General features: G+C 41.8%; 24 protein-coding genes. 1 reads left to right on the plus strand and 23 read right to left on the minus strand.

The features are described from left to right. Window positions 1–7 precede the first annotated feature (7 nt). From NST39_RS10770 to NST39_RS10825, 12 genes are all read right to left on the minus strand, one after another. On the minus strand, window positions 8–178 hold the full coding sequence (locus NST39_RS10770) for a YpmA family protein (protein WP_003215469.1): 171 nt from the start codon (window positions 176–178) through the stop codon (window positions 8–10). 132 nt (window positions 179–310) lie between these two features. Next, entirely contained in the window at window positions 311–3103 is a 2793-nt protein-coding gene (dinG, locus tag NST39_RS10775; protein WP_341028389.1) for an ATP-dependent DNA helicase DinG, read from the minus strand. Window positions 3104–3216: 113 nt separating this feature from the next. Beyond that, complete coding sequence (gene panD, locus NST39_RS10780; protein ID WP_034620444.1) at window positions 3217–3600, minus strand: aspartate 1-decarboxylase; 384 nt, start codon at window positions 3598–3600, stop codon at window positions 3217–3219. Then, window positions 3593–4459 carry a pantoate--beta-alanine ligase gene (gene panC, locus NST39_RS10785; protein WP_106028768.1) on the minus strand — a complete coding sequence of 289 codons (867 nt, stop codon included), beginning with the start codon at window positions 4457–4459 and terminating at the stop codon, window positions 3593–3595. The genes panD and panC overlap by 8 nt, the downstream gene beginning before the upstream one ends. Then, a complete protein-coding gene (gene panB / locus NST39_RS10790; RefSeq protein ID WP_341028392.1) occupies window positions 4456–5295 on the minus strand; it encodes a 3-methyl-2-oxobutanoate hydroxymethyltransferase in 840 nt (279 codons plus the stop codon). The genes panC and panB overlap by 4 nt, the downstream gene beginning before the upstream one ends. A 198-nt stretch (window positions 5296–5493) precedes the next feature. Beyond that, on the minus strand, window positions 5494–6477 hold the full coding sequence (locus NST39_RS10795) for a biotin--[acetyl-CoA-carboxylase] ligase (RefSeq protein WP_065098294.1): 984 nt from the start codon (window positions 6475–6477) through the stop codon (window positions 5494–5496). Beyond that, complete coding sequence (locus NST39_RS10800) at window positions 6450–7652, minus strand: CCA tRNA nucleotidyltransferase (RefSeq protein ID WP_341028393.1); 1203 nt, start codon at window positions 7650–7652, stop codon at window positions 6450–6452. Before NST39_RS10800 ends, NST39_RS10795 begins: the two co-directional genes overlap by 28 nt. Further along, complete coding sequence (bshA, locus tag NST39_RS10805) at window positions 7645–8790, minus strand: N-acetyl-alpha-D-glucosaminyl L-malate synthase BshA (RefSeq protein ID WP_341028394.1); 1146 nt, start codon at window positions 8788–8790, stop codon at window positions 7645–7647. The genes NST39_RS10800 and bshA overlap by 8 nt, the downstream gene beginning before the upstream one ends. Continuing rightward, a complete protein-coding gene (bshB1, locus tag NST39_RS10810) occupies window positions 8787–9497 on the minus strand; it encodes a bacillithiol biosynthesis deacetylase BshB1 (protein WP_341028395.1) in 711 nt (236 codons plus the stop codon). The genes bshA and bshB1 overlap by 4 nt, the downstream gene beginning before the upstream one ends. Continuing rightward, a complete protein-coding gene (gene mgsA, locus NST39_RS10815) occupies window positions 9484–9903 on the minus strand; it encodes a methylglyoxal synthase (RefSeq protein WP_050943855.1) in 420 nt (139 codons plus the stop codon). The genes bshB1 and mgsA overlap by 14 nt, the downstream gene beginning before the upstream one ends. A gap of 17 nt (window positions 9904–9920) precedes the next feature. Beyond that, complete coding sequence (gene dapB, locus NST39_RS10820) at window positions 9921–10724, minus strand: 4-hydroxy-tetrahydrodipicolinate reductase (RefSeq protein WP_058014826.1); 804 nt, start codon at window positions 10722–10724, stop codon at window positions 9921–9923. 5 nt (window positions 10725–10729) lie between these two features. Further along, window positions 10730–11065: a nucleotide pyrophosphohydrolase gene (locus NST39_RS10825; protein WP_003215805.1), complete on the minus strand. Its 336-nt coding sequence runs from the start codon at window positions 11063–11065 to the stop codon at window positions 10730–10732. 137 nt (window positions 11066–11202) lie between these two features. Between NST39_RS10825 and NST39_RS10830 the strand changes: the two genes are divergently transcribed. Then, a complete protein-coding gene (locus tag NST39_RS10830; protein ID WP_003215598.1) occupies window positions 11203–12075 on the plus strand; it encodes a YitT family protein in 873 nt (290 codons plus the stop codon). Window positions 12076–12106: 31 nt separating this feature from the next. Here the strand turns inward: NST39_RS10830 and ypjB are convergent, their stop codons facing one another. The 11 genes from ypjB to hisC all read right to left on the minus strand — a co-directional run bounded on the left by ypjB (window position 12107) and on the right by hisC (window position 22117). Continuing rightward, complete coding sequence (ypjB, locus tag NST39_RS10835) at window positions 12107–12910, minus strand: sporulation protein YpjB (RefSeq protein WP_106067089.1); 804 nt, start codon at window positions 12908–12910, stop codon at window positions 12107–12109. Between the two features lie 65 nt (window positions 12911–12975). Beyond that, complete coding sequence (locus NST39_RS10840) at window positions 12976–13569, minus strand: DUF1405 domain-containing protein (RefSeq protein ID WP_058014824.1); 594 nt, start codon at window positions 13567–13569, stop codon at window positions 12976–12978. A gap of 100 nt (window positions 13570–13669) precedes the next feature. Continuing rightward, window positions 13670–14437 carry a menaquinol-cytochrome c reductase cytochrome b/c subunit gene (locus NST39_RS10845; RefSeq protein WP_003215888.1) on the minus strand — a complete coding sequence of 256 codons (768 nt, stop codon included), beginning with the start codon at window positions 14435–14437 and terminating at the stop codon, window positions 13670–13672. A 42-nt stretch (window positions 14438–14479) separates the two neighbouring features. Further along, window positions 14480–15154: a menaquinol-cytochrome c reductase cytochrome b subunit gene (gene qcrB / locus NST39_RS10850; protein WP_003215804.1), complete on the minus strand. Its 675-nt coding sequence runs from the start codon at window positions 15152–15154 to the stop codon at window positions 14480–14482. Between the two features lie 2 nt (window positions 15155–15156). Further along, window positions 15157–15663 carry a ubiquinol-cytochrome c reductase iron-sulfur subunit gene (locus NST39_RS10855; RefSeq protein WP_007500911.1) on the minus strand — a complete coding sequence of 169 codons (507 nt, stop codon included), beginning with the start codon at window positions 15661–15663 and terminating at the stop codon, window positions 15157–15159. Window positions 15664–15807: 144 nt separating this feature from the next. Beyond that, window positions 15808–16254 carry a YpiF family protein gene (locus tag NST39_RS10860; protein WP_044141115.1) on the minus strand — a complete coding sequence of 149 codons (447 nt, stop codon included), beginning with the start codon at window positions 16252–16254 and terminating at the stop codon, window positions 15808–15810. A 61-nt stretch (window positions 16255–16315) separates the two neighbouring features. Beyond that, on the minus strand, window positions 16316–16855 hold the full coding sequence (locus tag NST39_RS10865) for a ReoY family proteolytic degradation factor (RefSeq protein ID WP_341028399.1): 540 nt from the start codon (window positions 16853–16855) through the stop codon (window positions 16316–16318). Window positions 16856–16930: 75 nt separating this feature from the next. Continuing rightward, window positions 16931–18202 carry a tetratricopeptide repeat protein gene (locus NST39_RS10870; protein WP_341028401.1) on the minus strand — a complete coding sequence of 424 codons (1272 nt, stop codon included), beginning with the start codon at window positions 18200–18202 and terminating at the stop codon, window positions 16931–16933. A gap of 291 nt (window positions 18203–18493) precedes the next feature. Then, complete coding sequence (aroA, locus tag NST39_RS10875; protein WP_341028402.1) at window positions 18494–19780, minus strand: 3-phosphoshikimate 1-carboxyvinyltransferase; 1287 nt, start codon at window positions 19778–19780, stop codon at window positions 18494–18496. Window positions 19781–19790: 10 nt separating this feature from the next. Then, window positions 19791–20906: a prephenate dehydrogenase gene (locus NST39_RS10880; protein WP_341028403.1), complete on the minus strand. Its 1116-nt coding sequence runs from the start codon at window positions 20904–20906 to the stop codon at window positions 19791–19793. Window positions 20907–21019: 113 nt separating this feature from the next. Further along, on the minus strand, window positions 21020–22117 hold the full coding sequence (gene hisC, locus NST39_RS10885; RefSeq protein ID WP_341028404.1) for a histidinol-phosphate transaminase: 1098 nt from the start codon (window positions 22115–22117) through the stop codon (window positions 21020–21022). Between the last annotated feature and the right edge of the window lies 1 nt (window position 22118).

Here is a 22118-nt window from a genome sequence, read left to right on the forward strand (position 1 = left end):
GCTTCCCCTATGTGCGATATATTGTAAATATCGCTTGATTTTGATCTTCTTGATCTAATGCCAATCCAAACATGAGATCTTCTCTTTTAAGCGTTCTGTTCAATAAGTCAACAATTTTATACAGGTCCTCTGAATGCTTAATGTGAACAGTTGAAAGTACCTCTATTTTACTTTCCACTTCTAATTCCTCCTCGGTACGTAAATATTGTTAGTCATACTTTTCGGCGCGGGAACCGATACTATTTTTACAACGGAACACAAAAAGCCGTTACGATAAATTAACTCCAAACCCACACCAGCTAAAGGCCGCTTATGACAGCGGCTTTTCGTTGTTGAGTTTCTCTATATACGCCTCAAGTGATTCTTTTGACATCTCGTGGACCGGCGCATGAGGGAGTGATTCTAAAAATAGCTTTCCATATGACGCGGTTTTCACTCGGCGGTCTAAAATGAGCAATGTCCCTATGTCTTTTTCAGAGCGCAGCAAGCGTCCTGCACCTTGTTTAAAGGTTAACACAGCTTCTGGGAGAGCAACGGCTTTAAACGGGTTCTTCCCCTGTTTTTTAGCGGCATCACATTTTGCTTCAATGAGCGGTGAATCAGGCGGCCGAAACGGGAGACGTACCATAATGACTGTTGTCAGCTCTGATCCAGGAAAATCGACACCTTCCCAAAAACTACCCGTACCAAGTAAAATCGCATGTTTTGCTAATTTGAACATCTTCGTTAATTTAACAGGGCTACCGCCCGTCAGACCTTGAGCAAAAAGGGCGGCTTGCATCCCTTCTGTTTTCAGTGCATCATATACTGCTTTTAACATCTCATGTGAATTAAATAACACCAATATCTTCGCTTGTTGTTGCTTTTCCATCATCTTAATGTACCGTACTGATTGCTTTACATAGTCGCGCTCATCACGATTCGTAATCGGCGGCATATCAGCTGGTACGATTACCTTGAGCTGTTTTTCAAGTTCAAACGGTGACTCAATCTGTACAAGATGCGGATAAAAATCCTGCAGACCAAATCGTTCTAAGCAATAATCAAAGCGACCATTGATTGTGAGTGTCCCTGATGTGAGGACAACACTTTTTTTGTTCATAAAAAATCGATCCGCTAAAAGCTCTCCAGTATCTAGCGGCTGTGCATGCATAAAGACAGCATTTTTGGCACCCTTTGCATCGATCTCAATCCAAACCGTTTCATCGTTTTTCGGTTCAAAAATGAATCGGTACAGCGTACTGCAAAATGTATGCATAAACGACATCACTTGATCGTATTCCTCTGCTTCAAACGCAAAGTGCTCTGTCAGCTGATCACTTTTTTGAAGAAGCTCGTTTTTTTGCTGTTCATATAGCTTTTCACAAGCAATTAACAAGGAACAAAGCTTACTTGCCGTCTCTTTAATCCGTTTCCACTGCGCATGCTTCGACTGATGACGGACTCTATGAATGAGACGATTGATGTCTGCTTTTGGTTTTGTCCTTTTGACAAAAGAATGAACGGTACTAAAGAAGGCGTCACTTTCCAGTTGAAGCTGATTGAGATACTCATCCATTTCGATAAAGGTGTCCGTCTGTAAGCCGGCACCGTGAAATCTCTTTTTGAGCTTCTTTAACAGACCACCCTGCATGGAGCCAAGCTGCGTTAATTTCGCATGAAGCTGAATATACGACGCACTATCCCCTAGCGTTTCATTGGCTGTTTTCTCAAATTGATGAGCCTCGTCAATCACATATACGTCAGCATGCTGAAAGATAGATGATGCTTCCGTTTGTGATAAGAGCAGGCGATGATTCGTTAAAATTAAATCGGCTGTTTTGGCCCTTCTTTTCGCACGTTCATAAAAGCAGTATTCTTTAAAGCGGCGCTTTTTCGATGTAAACGGCATGTGCACACACGAAATTCGGTCTTTTATATTGGCAGCTCCCGACGGTAAATTTAGTTCAGATAAATCACCCGTTTCTGTCACAAGGAGCCACATTAATATTTGCGCCTTCGTTAAGACCACATCATAGTTATCATCTTCCTCATGTAGCACATGCTCAAACTTATCTAAACAAATATAATGCGCCCGACCTTTGAATACACAGGCTGCTGGATCAAATGGAAGCAATTGATTTAAAATCGGCACATCACGCTGAAGCATTTGCTGCTGCAAAAGAATGGAATATGTACTAATAATGACAGGTTTTCCTGATTTCTTTGCTTCTAATGCAGCTGGTATGAGGTATGCGAGCGTTTTTCCAATACCTGGTGCCGCTTCAATTAAAGCATAAGCTCTTTCATGAAACACATCTCTCACTTTATTCATCATCTTGAGCTGGCCTTCTCTTACTTCATAGCCTTCCACTGTTTGGGGAAGCTTCTTTTTGATCTCCTCAAACAGTTGTTCATCGTCTTCACCTACTGAATCTGTCGTATCCTTTTCAGAATTGGTGACATCTTTTACAGCAAAAGAGCCGACTTCTACCAAAGAATCTTCGCGTCTAGCATCACTCGTTTCAAGCTGCTGAATTAAAAGTCCTATATCACTTAAGAGATAAGAGGATAATCTGCGCAGCTGCTTTAGCACATTTGGAGGTGTATGTGTTAATTGATGTAGTAAGGTTAAAAATAACATGGCAGTAACTTCCGCATCACTATCCGCCCTGTGCGGGTGGTCATGTGGAAGCATGAGCTCTTCGCTTAATTCAGTGAGCTTATAGCCTTCAAGCTCTGGATAAAGAATTCTAGAAATTTCAACTGTATCAATCGCTAGCACATCCAGCTCATTTTTCCCGCATGCTTTTAGTTCATCATTTAAAAAATTCAAGTCAAAATGAACATTGTGCGCAACAAAATAAGCGCCTTGAATGAGATCATACACCTCTTGGGCAATGTCCTCAAAAAACACTGCATCGTCTACCATATGCTGCTGAATGCCTGTCAGCTGTTCAATAAATCCAGGGATTGCTTTTCCCGGGTTCACATATTTTGAATACCGTTCGACAATTTGTCCATTTTCAATGACCACCGCAGCAATTTGAATGATTTTATCACCCTTTTTAGGTGAATTTCCGGTGGTTTCAATATCAACGACAACAAACCTTTGATCGGCCATAAAATGGACACCTCAATTCCTCGTTCCACTCGAAGTGAAACACGCTCTGGGCAAAAATAGCTGAAACAGAACAGCTCCTTTTCTTAAACTGTTCTGTTTCATTGCAGCATGTGTTATAAAATCGTTCTCGCTGGCTCTTGCCCAATCATTTGTTCAATTTGATTTTCTTTATTTAACACGACCACTTTTGGTGTATGTGTCTTTGCTTCTTCTTCTGAAAGCATCCCATAAGCGATAATGATCACTTCATCACCCGGCTGAACCAATCTTGCTGCTGCGCCATTTAGACAAATGACACCGCTCTTTCTTTCACCGGGAATAATATATGTTTCAAGTCTCGCGCCATTATGATTATTGACAATCTGTACTTTCTCATTTGCCATCATACCTGCCGCATCAAGTAAATCTTCGTCAATGGTGATGCTTCCTACATAATGTAAGTTTGCTTCTGTTACTGTCGCTTTATGAAGTTTAGAAGTCATAAAGGTTCTATACATGCTTTTCACCGCTTTCAGGAACATGGAATATCACATTATCAATCAGTCTTGCCCGTGAGAATTTCACCGCAATCGCAATGATGACCTGACCTGCTAACTGCTGAAGCGGCTCAAGCTCTGGATAGGAGTAAATCTCAATATAATCAATTTCCCCGCTCGTTTGAAGAATTTCTTCTTCTACCAACTGATAAATGCGACTGACGTCACGTTCACCTTTTTCAACCGCTGACTGTCCTTTTTTCAATGCGCGGTACAAAGCAGGAGCTTCTTGTCTTTCTTTATCAGACAAGTACACATTTCTTGAACTTTTCGCTAAACCGTCTTCTTCCCTAACTGTCGGCACTGAGACAAGATGAAGATCAAAGAAGAAATCCTTGATCATCGCATCGATCACAGCGACTTGCTGTGCATCCTTTAAACCAAAGTATACATTTGTTGGTGCTACAAGATGAAATAGCTTTGTAAGCACAGTCACAACGCCGTCGAAATGTCCTGGGCGTTTTTTCCCGCATAAGACATCAGTCCGCTTTTGAACCGTCATCGTGATTGATGGTTCATTTGGATACATTTCTTTCACATCAGGTGTAAATAAAATATCTACCCCTGCTTCTTCTGCAAGGCGCTGATCTCTTTCCATATCCCTTGGATAGGATTCAAAGTCTTCGTTCGGTCCAAACTGCAAAGGATTGACAAAGATGCTCATTACCACAATGTCATTTTGATCCCTTGCTTCTTTCGCAAGCGTCAGATGTCCTTCATGAAGAAAGCCCATCGTTGGGACAAAGCCGATGGAATGCTGTTTTTCTTGATGCAGTTTGATCAATTCCTTCAACTCGTGAATATGGGTGACAATGTTCATTTTTTGATACCCCCATATAAACCATCAAGGACTTCTTCTTTGATATGAAATGTATGCTTGTCTTCTGGAAATGTGTATGCTTTTACTTCTTTCGTATATTGAATAAGCGCTTCTTCTAATACAGTATCAATTTGCGCGTATTGTTTCACAAACTTAGGTGTTCTAGACACCCCGTATCCTACCACATCATGGTAAACGAGAACTTGTCCGTCTGCCTCAGCCCCTGCACCAATCCCGATCACAGGAATTTTCAGCATGTCGGTAATTCGTGTTGTCAGTTCACCAGGTACGCATTCAAGCACAAGTGCAATCGCACCAGCTTCCTCACATTTCAAGCTGTCTTCAATCAATTTCTGCGCACTTTCGTGGTCTTTTCCTTGCACTTTATACCCGCCAAGTACTCCAACTGACTGAGGTGTGAGGCCTAAATGACTGACGACAGGAATCCCGCCTCTTGTGAGAGCTTGAATGGATTCAAAAACTCCTTCTCCGCCTTCTAGCTTTAAGGCATCCGCACCGCTTTCTTGCATGATGCGTGCTGCGTTTTTCAATGTTTCTGCTAATGAATAATGGTAAGACATAAATGGCATATCCGTCACAATAAATGTGTCTTTTGCGCCTCTTTTCACTGCTTTTGTGTGATGAATCATGTCATCGATCGTGACTTGTACTGTCGAATCGAGTCCAAGTACAACCATCCCAAGTGAATCACCGACTAAGATCATGTCGACTTCCGCTTTTTCTGCTTGCTTTGCAGATGGATAGTCGTATGCTGTCAGCATTACAATCGGTTCATTTTGTTCTTTCATTTTGAAAAAATCTAGCTTTGTCTTCATTTGTTCCTCCTCATTCTGGAGAGGAAATGGCTTGCCTCACATCACATGTTTTGAACTCTCATGCGCGGCGAATCATCCCTCTGTCCAAGTCCCTTAGGATCAAGGCAGAAATTTATCAAATTTTTGTTTCTAACAGGTACAGCTCTTTTTCAGATACTGTCCACACGAAGTATATCAAAAATGTGCCGGGTGTTCCACTTAAGTTGACTTGATCTCGATGTCTGCGGAGTAGATTTTTTGGATCCCTTCCTCCGTTTCAAGCAATAAAACACCTTCTTCATTGATTCCGAGCGCTTTTCCAGTGTATTGCCCATTGACGGTGCGGGCTACAATATGCTGACCAATCGTCATCGCAAACGATTCCCATAATTGTTTAATGGGCGCAAATCCATGCTTCATATAATCAGCATACCTTTTTTCAAATGTGGACATGATCTGTTGGATGAGCGCAGCACGGTCCACTTTTTCATTCAGTTCCATTCGCAGGCTCGTGGCGACATCCTTTAGTTCATCCGGAAAGTCATCTGCCGTTTGGTTCACATTTATGCCCGGTCCAATAATCACCGCATGAACCTGGTCCGCCTCTGCTTTTAATTCAGTCAAAATGCCAACAACTTTTTTCCCTTTTAACAAAATATCATTTGGCCATTTAATAGAGGGACTGAGTCCTGTTTGCTCTGCAATGGCTTCTGCGATGGCTACAGATGCCAAAAGCGTCATCTGCGGCGCTTTGTGCAGCGGAATTTCAGGGCGTAGAATGAGACTCATCGAAATGCCTGTCCCATTTGGTGAATGCCACGTTCTTTGAAGGCGGCCTTTCCCGTTTGTCTGATGATCACTGACCACGATCGTGCCGTGGGGCGCACCTTCATTTACAAGATCATGGGCAATCAGCTGGGTGGAGGCGACTTCTTTCTGAAAATAAATGTGCCTGCCAAAGCTCTCTGTTTCTAGACCAAACAGAATTTCGTCCTCACTGATTTTGTCCGGTTTACGTAGCAGGCGATATCCCTTTCTTCTGACGGCTTCTACCTCATACCCCTCTTTTCTGAGGTCCTCTATATGCTTCCAGACAGCCGTTCGAGAACAGCCAAGCTCATCACAAATTTGCTGACTCGAGACAAAATCCTGGCTAGATGCTGTAAATAGTTCAATTAATCGTTTTCTAATTGCTGATCGCATGCTGTAAGCCACTCCTCTATGGCTTCTTTTCGGTTTTCTAAATGATTTTGCAGAACGCCTTTTTTCACCAAATCAAGCTCTTCTGCGATCCATTTTCCTGATGTCTTTTGCCGAAAGGCCATTAAATCTTTTCCTGAAACAGCGAGGTCTTGAAGCGTTTTAATCGGCAGTGCATCATAAGAACGCTTCGCTGCCTCCAGCTCGTCAAAGAAAATGCGGCGCTCATGTATTAGCTGTGAGATCTTCAAGCTAGATAAGAGTACGTGTTCACCAGCCTCAAACATCTTCTCCGCATCCCAGTCACAATCGACGTATTGACTAATAGCCACAGCGTCTTTCAAAAGCTTTGTTGACAGCTTCCATTCTTTTAAGAAGAGCACAGCCTCCGCTTCATCTAAGCCAAGCAAATGGATGACAGCCCCCCATACTTCTTCCAGTCCATCCAGTAAATAATACGGAAATGACTGAAAGGATTCTTGCAGACAATCCTTTTTGAGACCCGGCAATTCTTCATACAATTTGGTAGAAATGAGCACTTTGATCGCCCGCTCACAATAACGGCCTTTTAAAAGCTTTTCCATTTCAATCTTTTTACGTTCAACGGATATGTTAGCAAGGAGGTGCTTATCTTTTTCCATTGCTTCAGCCGTTTCTGCAGCGAGCTCAAAGCCAAGCTGGCTTAAAAAACGGACCGCTCTCATCATACGAAGCGCATCTTCCTGAAAGCGGCACGCAGGATCTCCTACGGTTTGAATTCGTTTCCGCTCAATATCCTGTTTGCCTCCTACATGGTCAATGATCTCCCCATTTATATCCATGGCCATCGCATTGATCGTTAAATCTCTTCTTAAAAGATCTTCCTTCAAGGATGTGATAAACGCCACTTCTTTCGGTCTGCGAAAATCTTCATATTCTGATTCAGTTCGAAACGTCGTCACCTCATAACTGATCCCATCATGTAACACAATGACAGTGCCATGCTCTTTGCCAACATCAACTGTTTTTTCAAACAAAGACTCGACCATATCAGGCGTTGCATCGGTTGCTATATCGATATCTCCGATTTCCCTGCCTAAAAGGACATCTCTCACTGCTCCGCCGACAAAGTAAGCCTGATGCCCATGTTCGTGCAGTGTATGTAAAATAGGGATCGCATGTGTGAATGGTTCATTCATGTTCATCATCACCTTCGATCAATTCTAGGTAAAGCTCTTCATATTCACTCACTATTTTTTCAGAAGAGAAATGGGCTTGAACGCTAGACTGGGCCGCCGCTGACACTTGCTCATGAAGCGCTTTGTCTTTGAGTAACGACACCGCATGATTTGCTGCCCCGTCTATATCACCGAGCGGGACAAGAAATCCTGTCTCTCCATGTGCAATGACCTCTGGTATTCCGCCAACATCTGTTGCAATACAAGGGACACCGCAGGCCATTGCTTCAAGAAGTACAAGCCCAAAGCTCTCCTTCTCAGAAAGCAGCAGCTTCAAATCACTAATTGAATAAAGCTCCTCTACCTTCTCTTGCTTTCCTAAAAACAACACACGATCAGTTAGTTCCAGCTTTTTCACAAGATCACATACGACCGACTTTTCAGGACCATCACCAATCAGCAGCAGCTTTGCATGCACCTGGTCAGAAATCTTTTTAAAGACATGAATCACGTCATACACCCGCTTTACCTTTCGGAAGTTCGATACATGGATGATGACCTTTTCGTCCTGCATGAGACCATAATGTTTCTTCAGCACTTCATGATCTTCACGCAAATACACACGCTCATCGACGAAATTATGGATCGTATCAATTTTTTTATCCGGTTTAATCAGATCATACGTCTGTGCAGCTAATGAATGTGACACAGCTGTTACCCGGTCTGATGATTCGATGGCAAACCGAATCACTTCCTTTAAAGATGGATCATAGCCTAAAACCGTAATATCCGTCCCATGAAGCGTGGTAACGACTTTCACTGTGTGTCCCGTCATTTGCTTCGCTAAGTACGCACAGACGGCGTGAGGCACCGCATAATGCGCGTGAATAATATCAAGCTTCTCTCGTTTTGCGACTTCTGCCAATTTACTTGCTAATGCAAGGTCATAAGGCGGATATTGGAAAACAGCGTATTGATTGACATTCACCTCATGAAAATAAATATTCGGATACACTTTATTGAGCCTAAACGGAATACTTGAGGTAATGAAATGAACATCGTGCCCTTTTTCAGCTAAACGTTTTCCAAGTTCCGTCGCAATAATGCCCGAGCCGCCGACACTTGGATAACAAGTGATTCCGACCTTCAGTTTTTTCATAATTCCCCCCCAAGTAAGTCGTCATCGATCAAAAGTGGTTTCTTTGTGATAAACCCTTCTGCATAAGCTTTATTGACTTCCCTTCCATACATAGACTCTCTCATTTTGACAAAATCAATATAGCCGTTCACAAGAGGTGTCTCAACCGAATTCGCCGATTTCACAAATTGGCTTTGATACGCATGCAAGCTATCAATTTTTTGGTGCATTTCCTCAGAAATATCAATCACAAAATCTGGACGATGATGGCCGTTTATCATGTAATAATACATCTGACTTATTTTATGCGCTGGCTGCTTGTATGAATCTTCAAATTTATGTATTCCTGCCGAAAAAGCAGCCTCTTCTACAAGTGAACCCGCATGACCATGATCTGGATGCCGATCTTGGTGATGCGGAGCAAAAATTAGCTTCGGTTTGTATGTACGAATCACGCCCGCAATGTCCTTCATTGCTTCTTGATTTAAATAAAGCCCTCTGTCTGGCAGTGTAAGCTGGATTCGCGTTGACACGCCTAAAATGGCGGCAGCCGCTTTTGCTTCCTCTTTACGGCTCTCTACCGTTCCATTCGAGGATAATTCAGCCTGGGTCAAGTCGCAAATTCCGACACGCGCCCCTTTTTTTACGTATTTTGCAATCGTTCCGCCCATACCGATCTCTACATCATCGCTATGGGCTCCGAATGCAAGGATATCAAGTCGTTTCATTTGTTCCTCCGTTTTTTGCTACATCTCGAAAATCAAACGTACCTTTATTTAAATTCCTGACTAAAATTTCAGCGGTCCCCATATTGGTGGCAAGTGGAATGGTATACACATCGCAAAGCCGAATGAGTGCAGATACATCTGGTTCATGCGGCTGCGCGGTAAGCGGGTCTCTAAAAAAGAGTACAAGGTCCATTGCATTATCAGCAATTAAAGCACCAATCTGCTGATCTCCTCCAAGCGGCCCTGACTGGAAACGATGAATGGGAAGCCCCGTCGCTTCTTTCACTCTCAAACCTGTTGTCCCTGTTGCGTAAAGTGTATGATTTGCCAATATATCACGGTACGCAATGGCAAATTGGATCATGTCACTTTTTTTCTTATCGTGAGCGATTAAAGCAATGTTCATCAGGAATCCACTCCTTATTAGTCGATGATATTTTCTAAACCATAGACGAGCTGATCAATGTGCATAACCTGTTCAACTGAAAGCTTTACACCTGACATAAATGAGGCACGATTATAAGAATCATGACGAATGGTGAGCGTCTGTCCGTCCATTCCAAACAGTACTTCTTGATGTGCGATCATACCCGGAAGTCTTACGCTGTGCAGACGGATACCGTCATAATCTGCGCCTCGTGCACCTTCGATTAATTCTTTTTCTTCTGGATGTCCTTGCTTTTTGCTTTCTCTGACTTCTGCAATCATTTCAGCTGTTTTAAGCCCAGTACCGCTCGGAGCATCTAGTTTTTTATCATGATGAAGCTCAATGATTTCAACGTCAGGAAAGTAATTCGCTGCCATTTTGGCAAACTTCATCATTAAGACCGCACCGACAGCAAAGTTTGGCGCAATAATACAGCCTATGCCCTTTTCTTCTGTTAATTGCTGTAGCTCTTTCAGGTCAGCTTCAGAAAAACCAGTGGTTCCGACAACTGGACGCACGCCATGTTCAAGCGCCTTTTTTGTATGTACTTTCCCGATTTCTGGTGTCGTCAAATCAATTAATACATCAGGTGCTGTCTCTGAAAGACACACATCAATATCTGTATAAATCGGCGCCTCAGATGTCGTATGAATCACATCAGATAATTTTTTTCCTTCGTGCGCGTGATCAAGGGCTGCCACAAGCTCAAAATGGCTCGTTTCTTCTGCCAGCTTCACAGCTTCTATCCCCATTCTTCCTCTTGCTCCAGCGATTACTACTTTGATGGTTTGGTTCGTCATCGTCTCTACTTCCCCTCTTTTTTCGTCCAGCGGTCTTTGTCTCTTGTATTGAATTTATGCATCACACGATCATGTGCTTCCTCTAGTGATATATCTAGTGAATTAGCGAGACATGTTAACACAAACAAAACATCACCAATTTCTTCTTCCATGCTTTTTTCTGTTTCCGTTGTTTTTTTCGGCTTTTCTCCATAGTAATGGTTGACCTCTCTTGCTAGCTCACCTAATTCTTCTGTCAGACGGGCCATCATGGCAAGCGGGCTGAAATAGCCTTCTTTAAATTGTCCTATGTAATCATCTACTTCTTGCTGCACGTGACGCAGCGTTTTTTCATTCGTCATGAAGCTCATCCTCCTATCCATCTCTTACATGTTAGCGAAATCATAAATATTTGACAAATGTTTAAAACTCAGTTTGCTTGTTTCTCTCCCATACCATATAATATTATCGCTGTCTAAGCAAAAAAAGGAGTGGTCTCTTGCTAAAAGAAATTCGTCTTAAAAATATCGTCTTTATTTTAATAGGATCTGCGATTTTTTCTTTCGGTCTTGTTCATTTTAATATGCAGAACAACTTGGCGGAAGGCGGATTTACAGGTATTACACTGCTTTTATATTTTCTATTCCACATTGACCCATCCATTTCAAACCTTGTCTTAAACATTCCGATCTTTTTTATCGGCTGGAAAATGCTCGGCAGAACCATGTTTACTTATACAATTGTAGGGACCGTCAGTCTTTCTGTCTTTCTTGCCATTTTCCAGCGCTTTCAAATACATATGCCTCTCCAGCACGATTTGGCCCTAGCCGCGCTCTTTGCTGGTGTGTTTATCGGAACAGGCCTCGGGATCATCTTTAAGTTCGGCGGTACTACCGGCGGTGTGGACATCATCGCAAGACTCATCAACAAGCATTATCAGGTAGCTATGGGACGAACAATGTTCATCTTCGACGCTTGCGTCATTACGATTTCTCTTACTTATTTAAATTACAAAGAAGCCATGTATACACTCGTCGCAGTATTTGTTGCTGCGAAAGTCATTGACTTCATGCAAGAAGGCGCTTACGCAGCCAAAGGCGCCATGATCATATCTGAAAAAGATGACATCATTCAAAAGAAAATCACAGAGGAAATGGAGCGGGGTGTCACCATTTTAAAAGGGGTCGGTTCCTATACAAAACAGGAGCGCAACGTTCTTTATTGCGTCGTCCCAAAAAACGAGCTTGTCCATCTCAAAAGCGTCGTGACCTCAGTCGATCCTCATGCGTTTGTATCCGTCAGTGACGTGCATGATGTGCTTGGTGAAGGCTTCACATTAGATGAACACAAAAAGCCGCTCAATCCGCATTAAAAAAAGAAGCCCAAAAATGGTGCTTCTTTTTTTATGATTTCGGATAATCAACTTGTCGCTTTTGCTTCTTCTCTTTTTCAGCACGGTATTTCCGAAATCCAACATACGTTAACGTTAATAAAATGATGCTTCCTGTTGTTAAAATGACCCATAAAAGCGATGGGTCAGCCTCATCTTGATCAACGTGGGCAAACACACTCGATAAATCCTCTTCAAGCTTCGTGAGGCGCTCAAGCTTTGTCCCACTTGATGCTTTTAAAAATTCACCTTGCTCAATCACTTCCATATGCTGCTTAATCGTTTGCAGCTTTTCAGGCGAAACATCAATGGTTAAACTCGGATAGATCATATCGTATAAAGAAACCAGCTCATTCCAAGTTTCATAAAACGTCGTTGACTCCGGATCCTTCACTTCTTTTTTCAACGTAGGAAAAGACCCCATAATGGGCTTCTCCAGCGAACCCCAAAGAGGCTCAGAGTCTGACTGGATCGCATCGAGCAGCATTCTAAACTGAGAGGCATAACGAAGCTTTTCGCGCTCATTCAATTCTTCCTGCGGCAGCCCTTTTATGATATCTTGATAGCCAACTGTAATTTGCCGAATCTGCGTATTTGTCAGCGTTCCGCGCCAATTCTCAGCTTTAAATGTCTTTTCAACATACAATGCGACCTGTAACGCCTCATCATATTTGGCTTGTCTCGTTAATTGAAAGATTGAATCTGATAGTTCCGTTAATTCTTGCAGCACACTAGCGGCTGTTTCCTCGCCTTTGGCAACAGATGGCTGTAATACGAGAAAAAATAATAGAATCATCGCGATTGGCTTTCGTTTCATGCAAGTCCCTCCTAGCCTTTCTCCATACAGCGTATGAAGAAAAGGACAAGGTTAGACCAAGATTGTTAAGGGAGTTCGAGCTTGATCGATTTTTTCGATAGGACGAGATAATATGAAACAAGAAGAACGGCAATGCTTAACCAAAACGTGACGTAGCCGATCTCGTTTGTATAGGCAGACAGCATAGAATAACGAGGCATCATACCAAATACATAATCAATCACATCGTTATGTAAAATCCATATGCCAGCTACCACCAAATGACGCATTTTAAAACGATAATACGGTGCAAACAATACGGCTTGAACCGCCATCGCAAAGTGGGACCCAATCAGCATGTACCCTTCCCACGGAAAATCATCCACAGATAAAAGGACAAAGATATTCATTCCTACAGCCCATAACCCATACTTAATTAAGGTCACGAGGGCAAGTGCTTCAAAATAAGGAGCGTTTCGTTTCATCAAAAACGCAAGTAGAACAAATAAAAAGAAAAAGCTTGCCGTTGGACTGTCTGGAACAAAAGCTAAAAAGATAGCCGGCGTCTCTACAAGCTGTGGAATATACCAATAGTAGCCGTACACAGTGCCAAGGAAATTGATCATCAAGACTAGCACAAGCATATAGCGCGTGGCTAGCAGATATTGAATCCATCTCATACGTCTCTTCACTCACGATCTATTAAAATCAGAAAAAAGCTGACAGCGCCAGCTTTTTCTCTTTTGAGTATATCCTTGTACTTGCATTTAAACAACTGAATTATTTAGATTTGACCTCAGATAAATATTTAGACAGCTTTTCAAGTTCTTCATCGCTGCCTTTAAAGATACCCTTAGGCATGTTGCCTTTACCTTCAACAGCGATTTTAGCGATCTCCTCAGGTGCAAGACCATTGTCAACAAGTGACGGTCCGGCTGCTCCGCCCTGCATGTTATCCCCGTGACAGGAGATACATGTCTGCTCCTGATAAATTTTATACTCTTCCGCTGAGGTATCAATCTCTGCTTCTTTCTTAATTTCACCTTGTTTTGCCGCTGCTTCCCAATCATGAGTAGCAACAGACTCCCACGTTAAATATGTTGCTGCGCCGACTGCAAGGATCATCATCCCCACTGCAACCGGTCTTCTATACGGTCTGCGTTCAGGACCAGAATCAAGAAATGGTGCCAGCAACAGTGCACCAAACGCAATCCCAGGCATAATCATCGCACCAACTACCGTATAGCCACCTGCAGCAAATTCATATTTTAATAACTGGTACAAGAATAAGAAATACCAGTCTGGCAGCGGAATATAGCCGGTATCTGTTGGATCAGCCATCCGCTCAAGCGGAGGTGCATGAACCACAGTTAGGACAAGAAATCCAATTAAAAAAACGGCACCTACAAGCCATTCCTTTAAAAGAAAGTTCGGCCAAAAGGCTTCTGTTTTTCCCGGATATTCGGAATAGTCTTTAGGTATGTTAGGTTTTCTTTCTGCCGGAATTCTAGAGTCTCCGACAAACTTCATCCCTTTTCCCCTATGCAAAGTCATCCCCTCCTCATTGAACATTCATCAAACGCAAATTTTTTATAGCGGTCCAGAAATTCCTTGCTTACGAATCATAATAAAGTGGGCAGCCATCAGCCCAAATAATGCCGCTGGCAAGAAAAAGACATGGATAGCGAAAAATCTCGTCAGCGTTTGTGCCCCTACAATGTCAGGATGACCTGCAAGCAGCGTTTTGATCTCTTTACCAATGAAAGGCGTCGCTTCTGCAATTTGAAGACCAACCTTCGTTGCAAATAGCGCCTTCATATCCCATGGCAAGAGATAACCTGTAAAACCAAGTCCAAGCATCACAAAGAAAATGAGCACACCAACAATCCAGTTGAGCTCTCTAGGCTTTTTATACGCCCCTTGGAAAAAGACCCTTAGCGTATGTAAAAACATCATGACAATAACTAAACTCGCACCCCAGTGGTGCATCCCTCTGACAATCTGACCAAATGCCACTTCATTTTGTAAATAATAGACAGATTCCCAGGCGTTTTTAATATCCGGCACGTAATACATCGTTAAAAACATGCCCGAAAGGACTTGAATGACTGTCACAAAAAACGTTAAACCGCCAAAACAGTACACAAAAGCGGAGAAATGATGTGCTGGATTGACATGCTCTGGCACCTCATGATCCGCAATATCTCTCCATATTGGTGTAATGTCTAGCCGCTCATCTACCCAATCATAAATCTTGTTAAGCATCGTTACCCTTCCCCTTTCGGCACAGCTTTTCCAAGATAGAGGTATCCGTCCTTCACTTGCTGCTTATAATGGTCAAGCGGTGCAAGTGGCGGAGTTCCGGGTACGTTTGTACCATCCTTGTCGTACAGCCCATAGTGGCATGGGCAGAAAAATTTGTTTGGATTTTTTGGATCACTGTTCCAGTTCACTGTACATCCTAAATGTTTACAGATAGGCGATAAAGCGACAATTTCATCCCCTTCTTTGTACACCCATGCTGACCTAGATTCCTTTGACTCATACCATGCATCTACTTGATCAATTTTAAAGTCAAAGCGCTTCGGTTCCTTCGTCAGTTCATCTACACTGACAACTTGAACCATATCCTGATCCTCTGTTCCTTTTAGCACAGGGTCAAGCGCAAAGCGAACCATAGGCATGAGCATTCCAGCGGCCATAAATCCCCCCACGCCGGTCAACGTGTAATTCAAAAATTGACGTCTGGACACTCCATGTCTCTTCTCGCTCATTTTTTTCTCCCCCCCTCAGGTCGTCAGCTACTTTATAACTGAATTAGAAAAAATTTCATAAAACTAGGACACCCTCATAATATATCAATCTATTCACAAGGTCAACATCCTAAAAAGCTATGTACAATGCAAATGTAAGGGTTTTTATGAAGGGTTCCACTTTTGTAACAAAAAGTTCAAAATTTGTTCTACACTGTCTTGAACAATTTTTTGCTTTAATTCTACCTTTAAATGCTCAAGTGGAACTGGCTTTAACAAAAATAGTGATTCACTAACCGCCGCATGCTCTTTCCATTGGTGATCAGATGAGATCAACACAACATGCTGAAAATGATCTTCTAGCGACTGCTTCATCGTGAAGATGTCTTCTAGTTTTCGGTCATTGGCTTCTACATATGTATGTGGTGGAAAAAGAAAGACCCGCCCTTTCAGCTGTCTTTCAAGTTCCTCTGTTACAAGAATGGTAAACTCCCCTAAAGATACGGTTTGTTTGATTTGATTCACATCTATTCCAACTAATGGAATGATAGCGGTATCAATGTAATCTCTAGATTGCAAAAAGCGATCTGCATCCTCCGCTTGAAACTTCATCAATTTCCCCTCTTTCATGACATAAGCCCTGCCTGGATAGGGCAAGGCTTATTCGTTCAGTTTATGACAATAGGCTTAATTCTCTTGCTAACTTATTAAATGTTTCTTGATCATGACGGTCAAGTGCTTCATCTATCTCTTTCATAAGCCGTTCTTTTTGGAAAGTTGCAATCGAGTGTTCAAGCACTTTCTCCGCCAGATCCTTATCTTTTTCGTTCTCAGAAAGATCCTTTGGAATATGAGGATTTGTTTCAAGCACAGCTGCATATTCCGGCGAACGATAAGCAGAACGGAAATTCAATTGAATAAACAAATCTTGCTGTTTATTCAAACGAATATCATGGAATGACTTTTCAGCATCTGTCGTCATGATATTCTCTTTATAAAATCTAAAGGGAACTTCATCAACACAGTGTGTTGACATAATGATTCCCCTTGGGCAAAATTCTGCTTGCTCTACAAAATGAACCTTTTCCATCAAAGAGTCGTGACTCATTAAATAATTTAATATCCAAACACACTCTCTTCGCTTTAACTGATAATGGTTTAAAAACCACCGGATGAATTCCTTCTTTTCATTGACAGAAACAGGGGTCTGCATGTTATTCCCTCCTCTATCGTAAATTAAATTGCTATACATGAATTATTCAACAAACCAGTTCTTCATTCCTGCAAACTATAAGGAAATTTCGTCTTCAATTCTTAAAATCGTTTCTTCGATTTCTTCATTCGTGCCATCTTTCTGAAGAACTTTGCGTAATAACGGCAATGCTTCTTTTTGTCTGCCTTCTTCTAAAAGGAACGATGCGTATTCATATAAAAAGTCACGTTCTTCATCAAAATCAGGCAGAGCCAGCTTGAAGTACTCAGCTGCTTCTTTGTATTCTTCTCGTCCAACAGATGCAGATGCAGCATACCAATTCCATTTTGGATCATCTTCCCCAAAGCTTTTAACCTCTTTTATGACATCCAGAATTTCATCAAAAAGCTCTTCATTTAAATAGATCGCGAGCAATGTTTGAATCGCTTCAATATATCCTGGATCAAGAGCAAGTGCTTCTTGAAGTAGCTTTTTCGCATCTTCTGAATCCCCATTTTTCAAGTCAATCTTTGCACCATATAAATATAATTCTTTGTTATACTCATCAATTTTAATACCCTCTTTTACTACCTCTAAAGCCTCGTGATATAGTCCTTCTTCCTCATAACTTTTCGCTAAAGGCATGTATAGAGACGAATAAGATGGATCAATATCTTTTAGTTCTGAAAGCTGCTGAATGGCTGTTTTCGTTCGGCCAGCCCTCATCGCTGTAAATCCGTAGCCGAAAAGTGTATTCGGATCTGTTTGACCTTTCACTGCCTTTTCGTACCATTCAAGCGCATCTTCAAATTCTCCAGCTGTGCTGAGTGATTCAGCGAGCCTCTGATAAACATTGACGCCGCCAACCTCATGTTGTTGATCTGCGACCTTGTAGAAATAGTCGGCCGCTTTCTTTGAAAGACCTTGAGAAAAATACAATTCACCTAACGCAAAATCAATAATGGCTTCATTCGGAAGCAACTCTTTTGCTTTTAAGAGCTTTTGTTCACTGACTTCAAATAGTCCTTGCATTTGATACAAATCTGCCATTAACAGTAGGCTCTCTGGATAGGCATCATCATCTTCAGGAATCGTCTCTAATACCGAAATCGCCTTTTCTTCTTCATCAGAGTCAATCAGCAGTTCTGCATAAAAACATGTTAACCCTGTTTCCTCTGGATATAAATCATGTAAATCACTGATGAGATTTCTCGCTTTATCGATATCTCCCCAATCATAATATAACTGAGCTGCCTGCGCCTTTTCTTCATCATGCAAATGCTTTTCTGCCTGAGCAAGTGTTTGAAGTCCTTTTTCAGTCTCACCCGCCTCAACTAATTTTATGGCTTCTTGTAATGAACTATTCAAATCAAACCGTTCCTTTCTGTTTTCCAAAAACCTAAACTATTGTTACTTCATATCATAATCGACAGGTACTCATCCAGCAAATATGTTGCACTTTTAAAATGAACCCATTTTTGTGTTTTAAAGACTGGTTTTCATTTCATCCTTTACGAAACGGAAGTTTTGTAAACTGAAAACACCTGAAATTCATTTTTTGATCAGATAAAATGATTTTTTTCCAGGTTTCATCTTGAGACAAGCTATGCTATATTCCTTACAAATATGCAAAAGGAAAGAAAAAGCCTGAGGACATCCTCAGACTGTTTTGGTTAAGTATTCAATGTGTTCAAAGAAATTCGGGTATGAGACGCGTACAGCATCTGTATCTTCAATCTCAACCGCTTGCTTTGTGATACATGCGGCAATCCCAAGCATCATACCGATTCGGTGATCTCCGTAACTTGACACGACAGCGCCGCCTTGAAGCGTGGTTTTACCATGAATCTTCATACCATCATCTGTTGCTTCAATATCAGCACCGAGTTTTTTAAGTTCTGACACGACTGTATCAATTCGATTGGTCTCTTTTACTTTTAACTCAGCAGCATCTTTAATGATCGTTGTTCCCTCTGCTTGTGTCGCTAGAAGCGCTATAATTGGAATCTCGTCGATAAGTCTTGAAATCATATCACCAGAAATTTCGATGCCTTTTAATGAAGAGGTAGAGATCGTTAAATCGCCATATGGCTCTCCGCCTTTTGCATCTACTTCATTGATCTCAAGATTCGCACCCATTTGTTTCAGAACATCAATAATACCCGTTCTTGTTTTGTTTAGCCCGACATTTTTTAAGACAATTCGGCTGTTAGGAACAATAGATCCAGCAACAAGGAAAAATGCAGCTGAGGAGATGTCTCCAGGAACAAATATATCTGTTGCTTTTAATGTTTGACCGCCTACAATGGAAACACTTTGTTCATCTTCGTCTAGTTTCACACCAAACATAGAGAGCATTCTTTCTGTATGATCTCTTGATTTATGCGGTTCAGTTAATGTTGTTGTTCCTTCTGCTTGAAGACCTGCTAAAAGGACAGCGGACTTAATTTGGGCGCTTGCCACCGGAGACTCATATGAGACACCTTTTAAATGGCCGCCACGAATAGAAAGCGGCGTATACTCGCCGTTTGCTCTGCCATCTATTTTCGCTCCTAGTTGTTTAAGTGGGCCTGTTACTCGCTGCATTGGTCTTTTAGCAATACTCTCATCACCGATCAGTGTACTGTGAAACTCACAACCAGCTAATATTCCCATCATTAATCGAATGGTTGTACCAGAATTCCCGACATCGAGGACGTCAGACGGCTCCTTGAGCTCTTTCAGCCCCTTCCCACGGATCACAACATCTGTCCCTTTTTGTTCAATTTCAACGCCCATTTTTCTAAAACAATCAATCGTACTTAAACAGTCAGCTCCAGGGAGAAAGTTTTTCACCACTGTCGTCCCATCAGCAATTGCTCCAAACATCACTGATCGATGAGAAATGGATTTATCACCTGGAATATGAATGACTCCATTCATAGGAGCATGTTTATGAATTTTCATCTTTGTCACCTCAGTCAGCATAAAATGTATCGTAATTCGCTCTATTTTTTATACAGATCTCTGCACGTTTACGGTCGTCTTCTGTTTGAAAACTAATGCGTAAAATCCCATTAATGTCTTCCCGCGTTTCAATAATACGGATATTCGTAATACTGATGCTCTCATTTGCTAAATGTCCTGTAATCTCCGAAATGACCCCAGGGTGATCTGGAACGTCCACATAAAGGTCATAAAAAGCAGGAATGGCACCTTTTTTCCTCAGAGGAAGTCCATCACGATATTCCTTTGCCTCTTGAAAATAAGAGAACAAGCCTTCAGCGTCTTCTTGCTGTACAAAGGTCTCAATGCGGTCGATCTCTTTTTTCCATTCATGGAACCGGTCTAAAATCTTGTTTTTGTTGTGCAGAAGGATATCTCGCCACATTGCAGGGTTGCTTGACGCAATACGTGTAATGTCACGAAAGCCTCCAGCAGCAAACCGTTTGACAAGTGGGAATTGTTCTTCAAAATGATGTGCTTGATGCACAAGGCTGGCTGCAACAATATGAGGGAAATGACTAATCACACTTGTTACACCATCATGTTCTTCTGGGGTCATCTCAATGAAATGAGCATTTGTCCCCTTTAACAAGCCCTTCAAACGATCAACAGCCTCTCGGTTTGTTTCCTTTGCCGGCGTTAAAATGTAGAACGCATTTTCAAATAAAAAGTCTTTCGCTGCTATAACACCTGACTTGTGAGAGCCTGCCATTGGATGTCCACCAATAAATTGATAGTGCTTAGGAAGCGTTTTTTCAGCAAAATCGACGACCTTTTGCTTTGTGCTGCCAACATCGGTAATTGTGAGCTCTCTCTCAATTCCAGAGTTTGCAATATCACGAAGCATCTTGACTGTTTGCTGAACTGGTGTTGCCAAAATAATAGTCGCAGATTCAGCCAAACCTGCCGCAAATGAATCAGCTGCTAAATCAATGATACCCAGCTTTGTTGCTGCAACCATTTGTTCTTTGGACACATCGTATCCAATAATTTTTTTATGAGGATACTCTTTTTTAATCGACAGTGCGATGGAACCTCCAATTAAACCAAGTCCAGCGATTAATATTGTTTCATTTGCATCATTCATGTTCATCACCTGTTTTTTCGCGAAAATTAAAAAAGCCATTTCAACAGCTTATATGTATGAGGTTGGTACAATGAAAGCCATATCCTGTAAAAGGATATGACTTTATGGTTATGCTACGCACGAATGCCTTGCATTAAATCAGCAAGTGTACTTAGAATTTCTGCATTTTGCTCCATTGTTCCGACCGTAATACGTAAAGACGTTGGAAAACCAAGTGCTTTACCAGAACGAACAATGTAGCCTTTTTTCAATAATGCATTGAATAATTCATCTGCATCTCTTTTAAAATCAATCAGCACGAAGTTTGTTTGAGACGGATAAATAAATAGTCCAAAACGGTCAGCAAATTCTTGATATTGCTTGAGACCTGCTCCATTTTTTTGTCTGCATGATTGAATGAAGTCCTGATCTTTTATCGCTGCACGAGCTGCTGCCTGAGCGATACGACTCGTATTAAACGGCTCTCTCGCTGGTTCAATCGCAGTAATCAACTCTTCTGATGCAATGCCATAGCCTACTCGAAGCGCGGCCAGTCCATACGCTTTAGAAAACGTACGGAGTACGATAACATTTTGATAGTTGTGTAATAAAGATAAGCTGTTCGGAAAGTCTTCCGCACGAACGTATTCGACATATGCTTCATCTAGTACTACAAGCACATGAGCTGGTACTTGATCTAAAAACGCCACAAGCTCAGATTCTGACAAATGATTTCCCGTCGGGTTATTCGGGTTGCATACCCAGACGACCTTCGTGTTCTCATCAATCGCATCCAGCATGCCCTTCAGATCGTGAGCTCCTCCGTCTAAAAGCGGCACCTCTCGAATCTCTGCCCGCTCAATGATTGCATTGTGACGATATTGCGGAAAAGACGGAGCTGGGATGACGGTATTTGTATGTTGGTCAAGGAATGCCCTAGCAATAATTTGCACAAGTTCATCTGAGCCATTCCCGAATATTAATTGTTTTTCATTTACTTGAAGAAACTCAGCAAGCTCTGTCCTTAAACTTGCGCTGTATCCATCTGGATAAATCGCTAAATGTTCAAGCTCAGCTTGTATCGCCTCTCTTGCATGTGCGGAACATCCAAAAGGGTTTTCATTTGAAGCCAATTTCACAATTTTGTCTAATTGATATTCTTTTTTGACCTCTTCAATTGGTTTCCCAGGTTGATACGGTTTTAGTTGTTTTAATTGATCTTTGATTTGCAAA

It is taken from the genome of Bacillus sp. FSL W8-0645 (assembly GCF_038007905.1).
Taxonomy (GTDB): domain Bacteria; phylum Bacillota; class Bacilli; order Bacillales; family Bacillaceae; genus Bacillus; species Bacillus pumilus.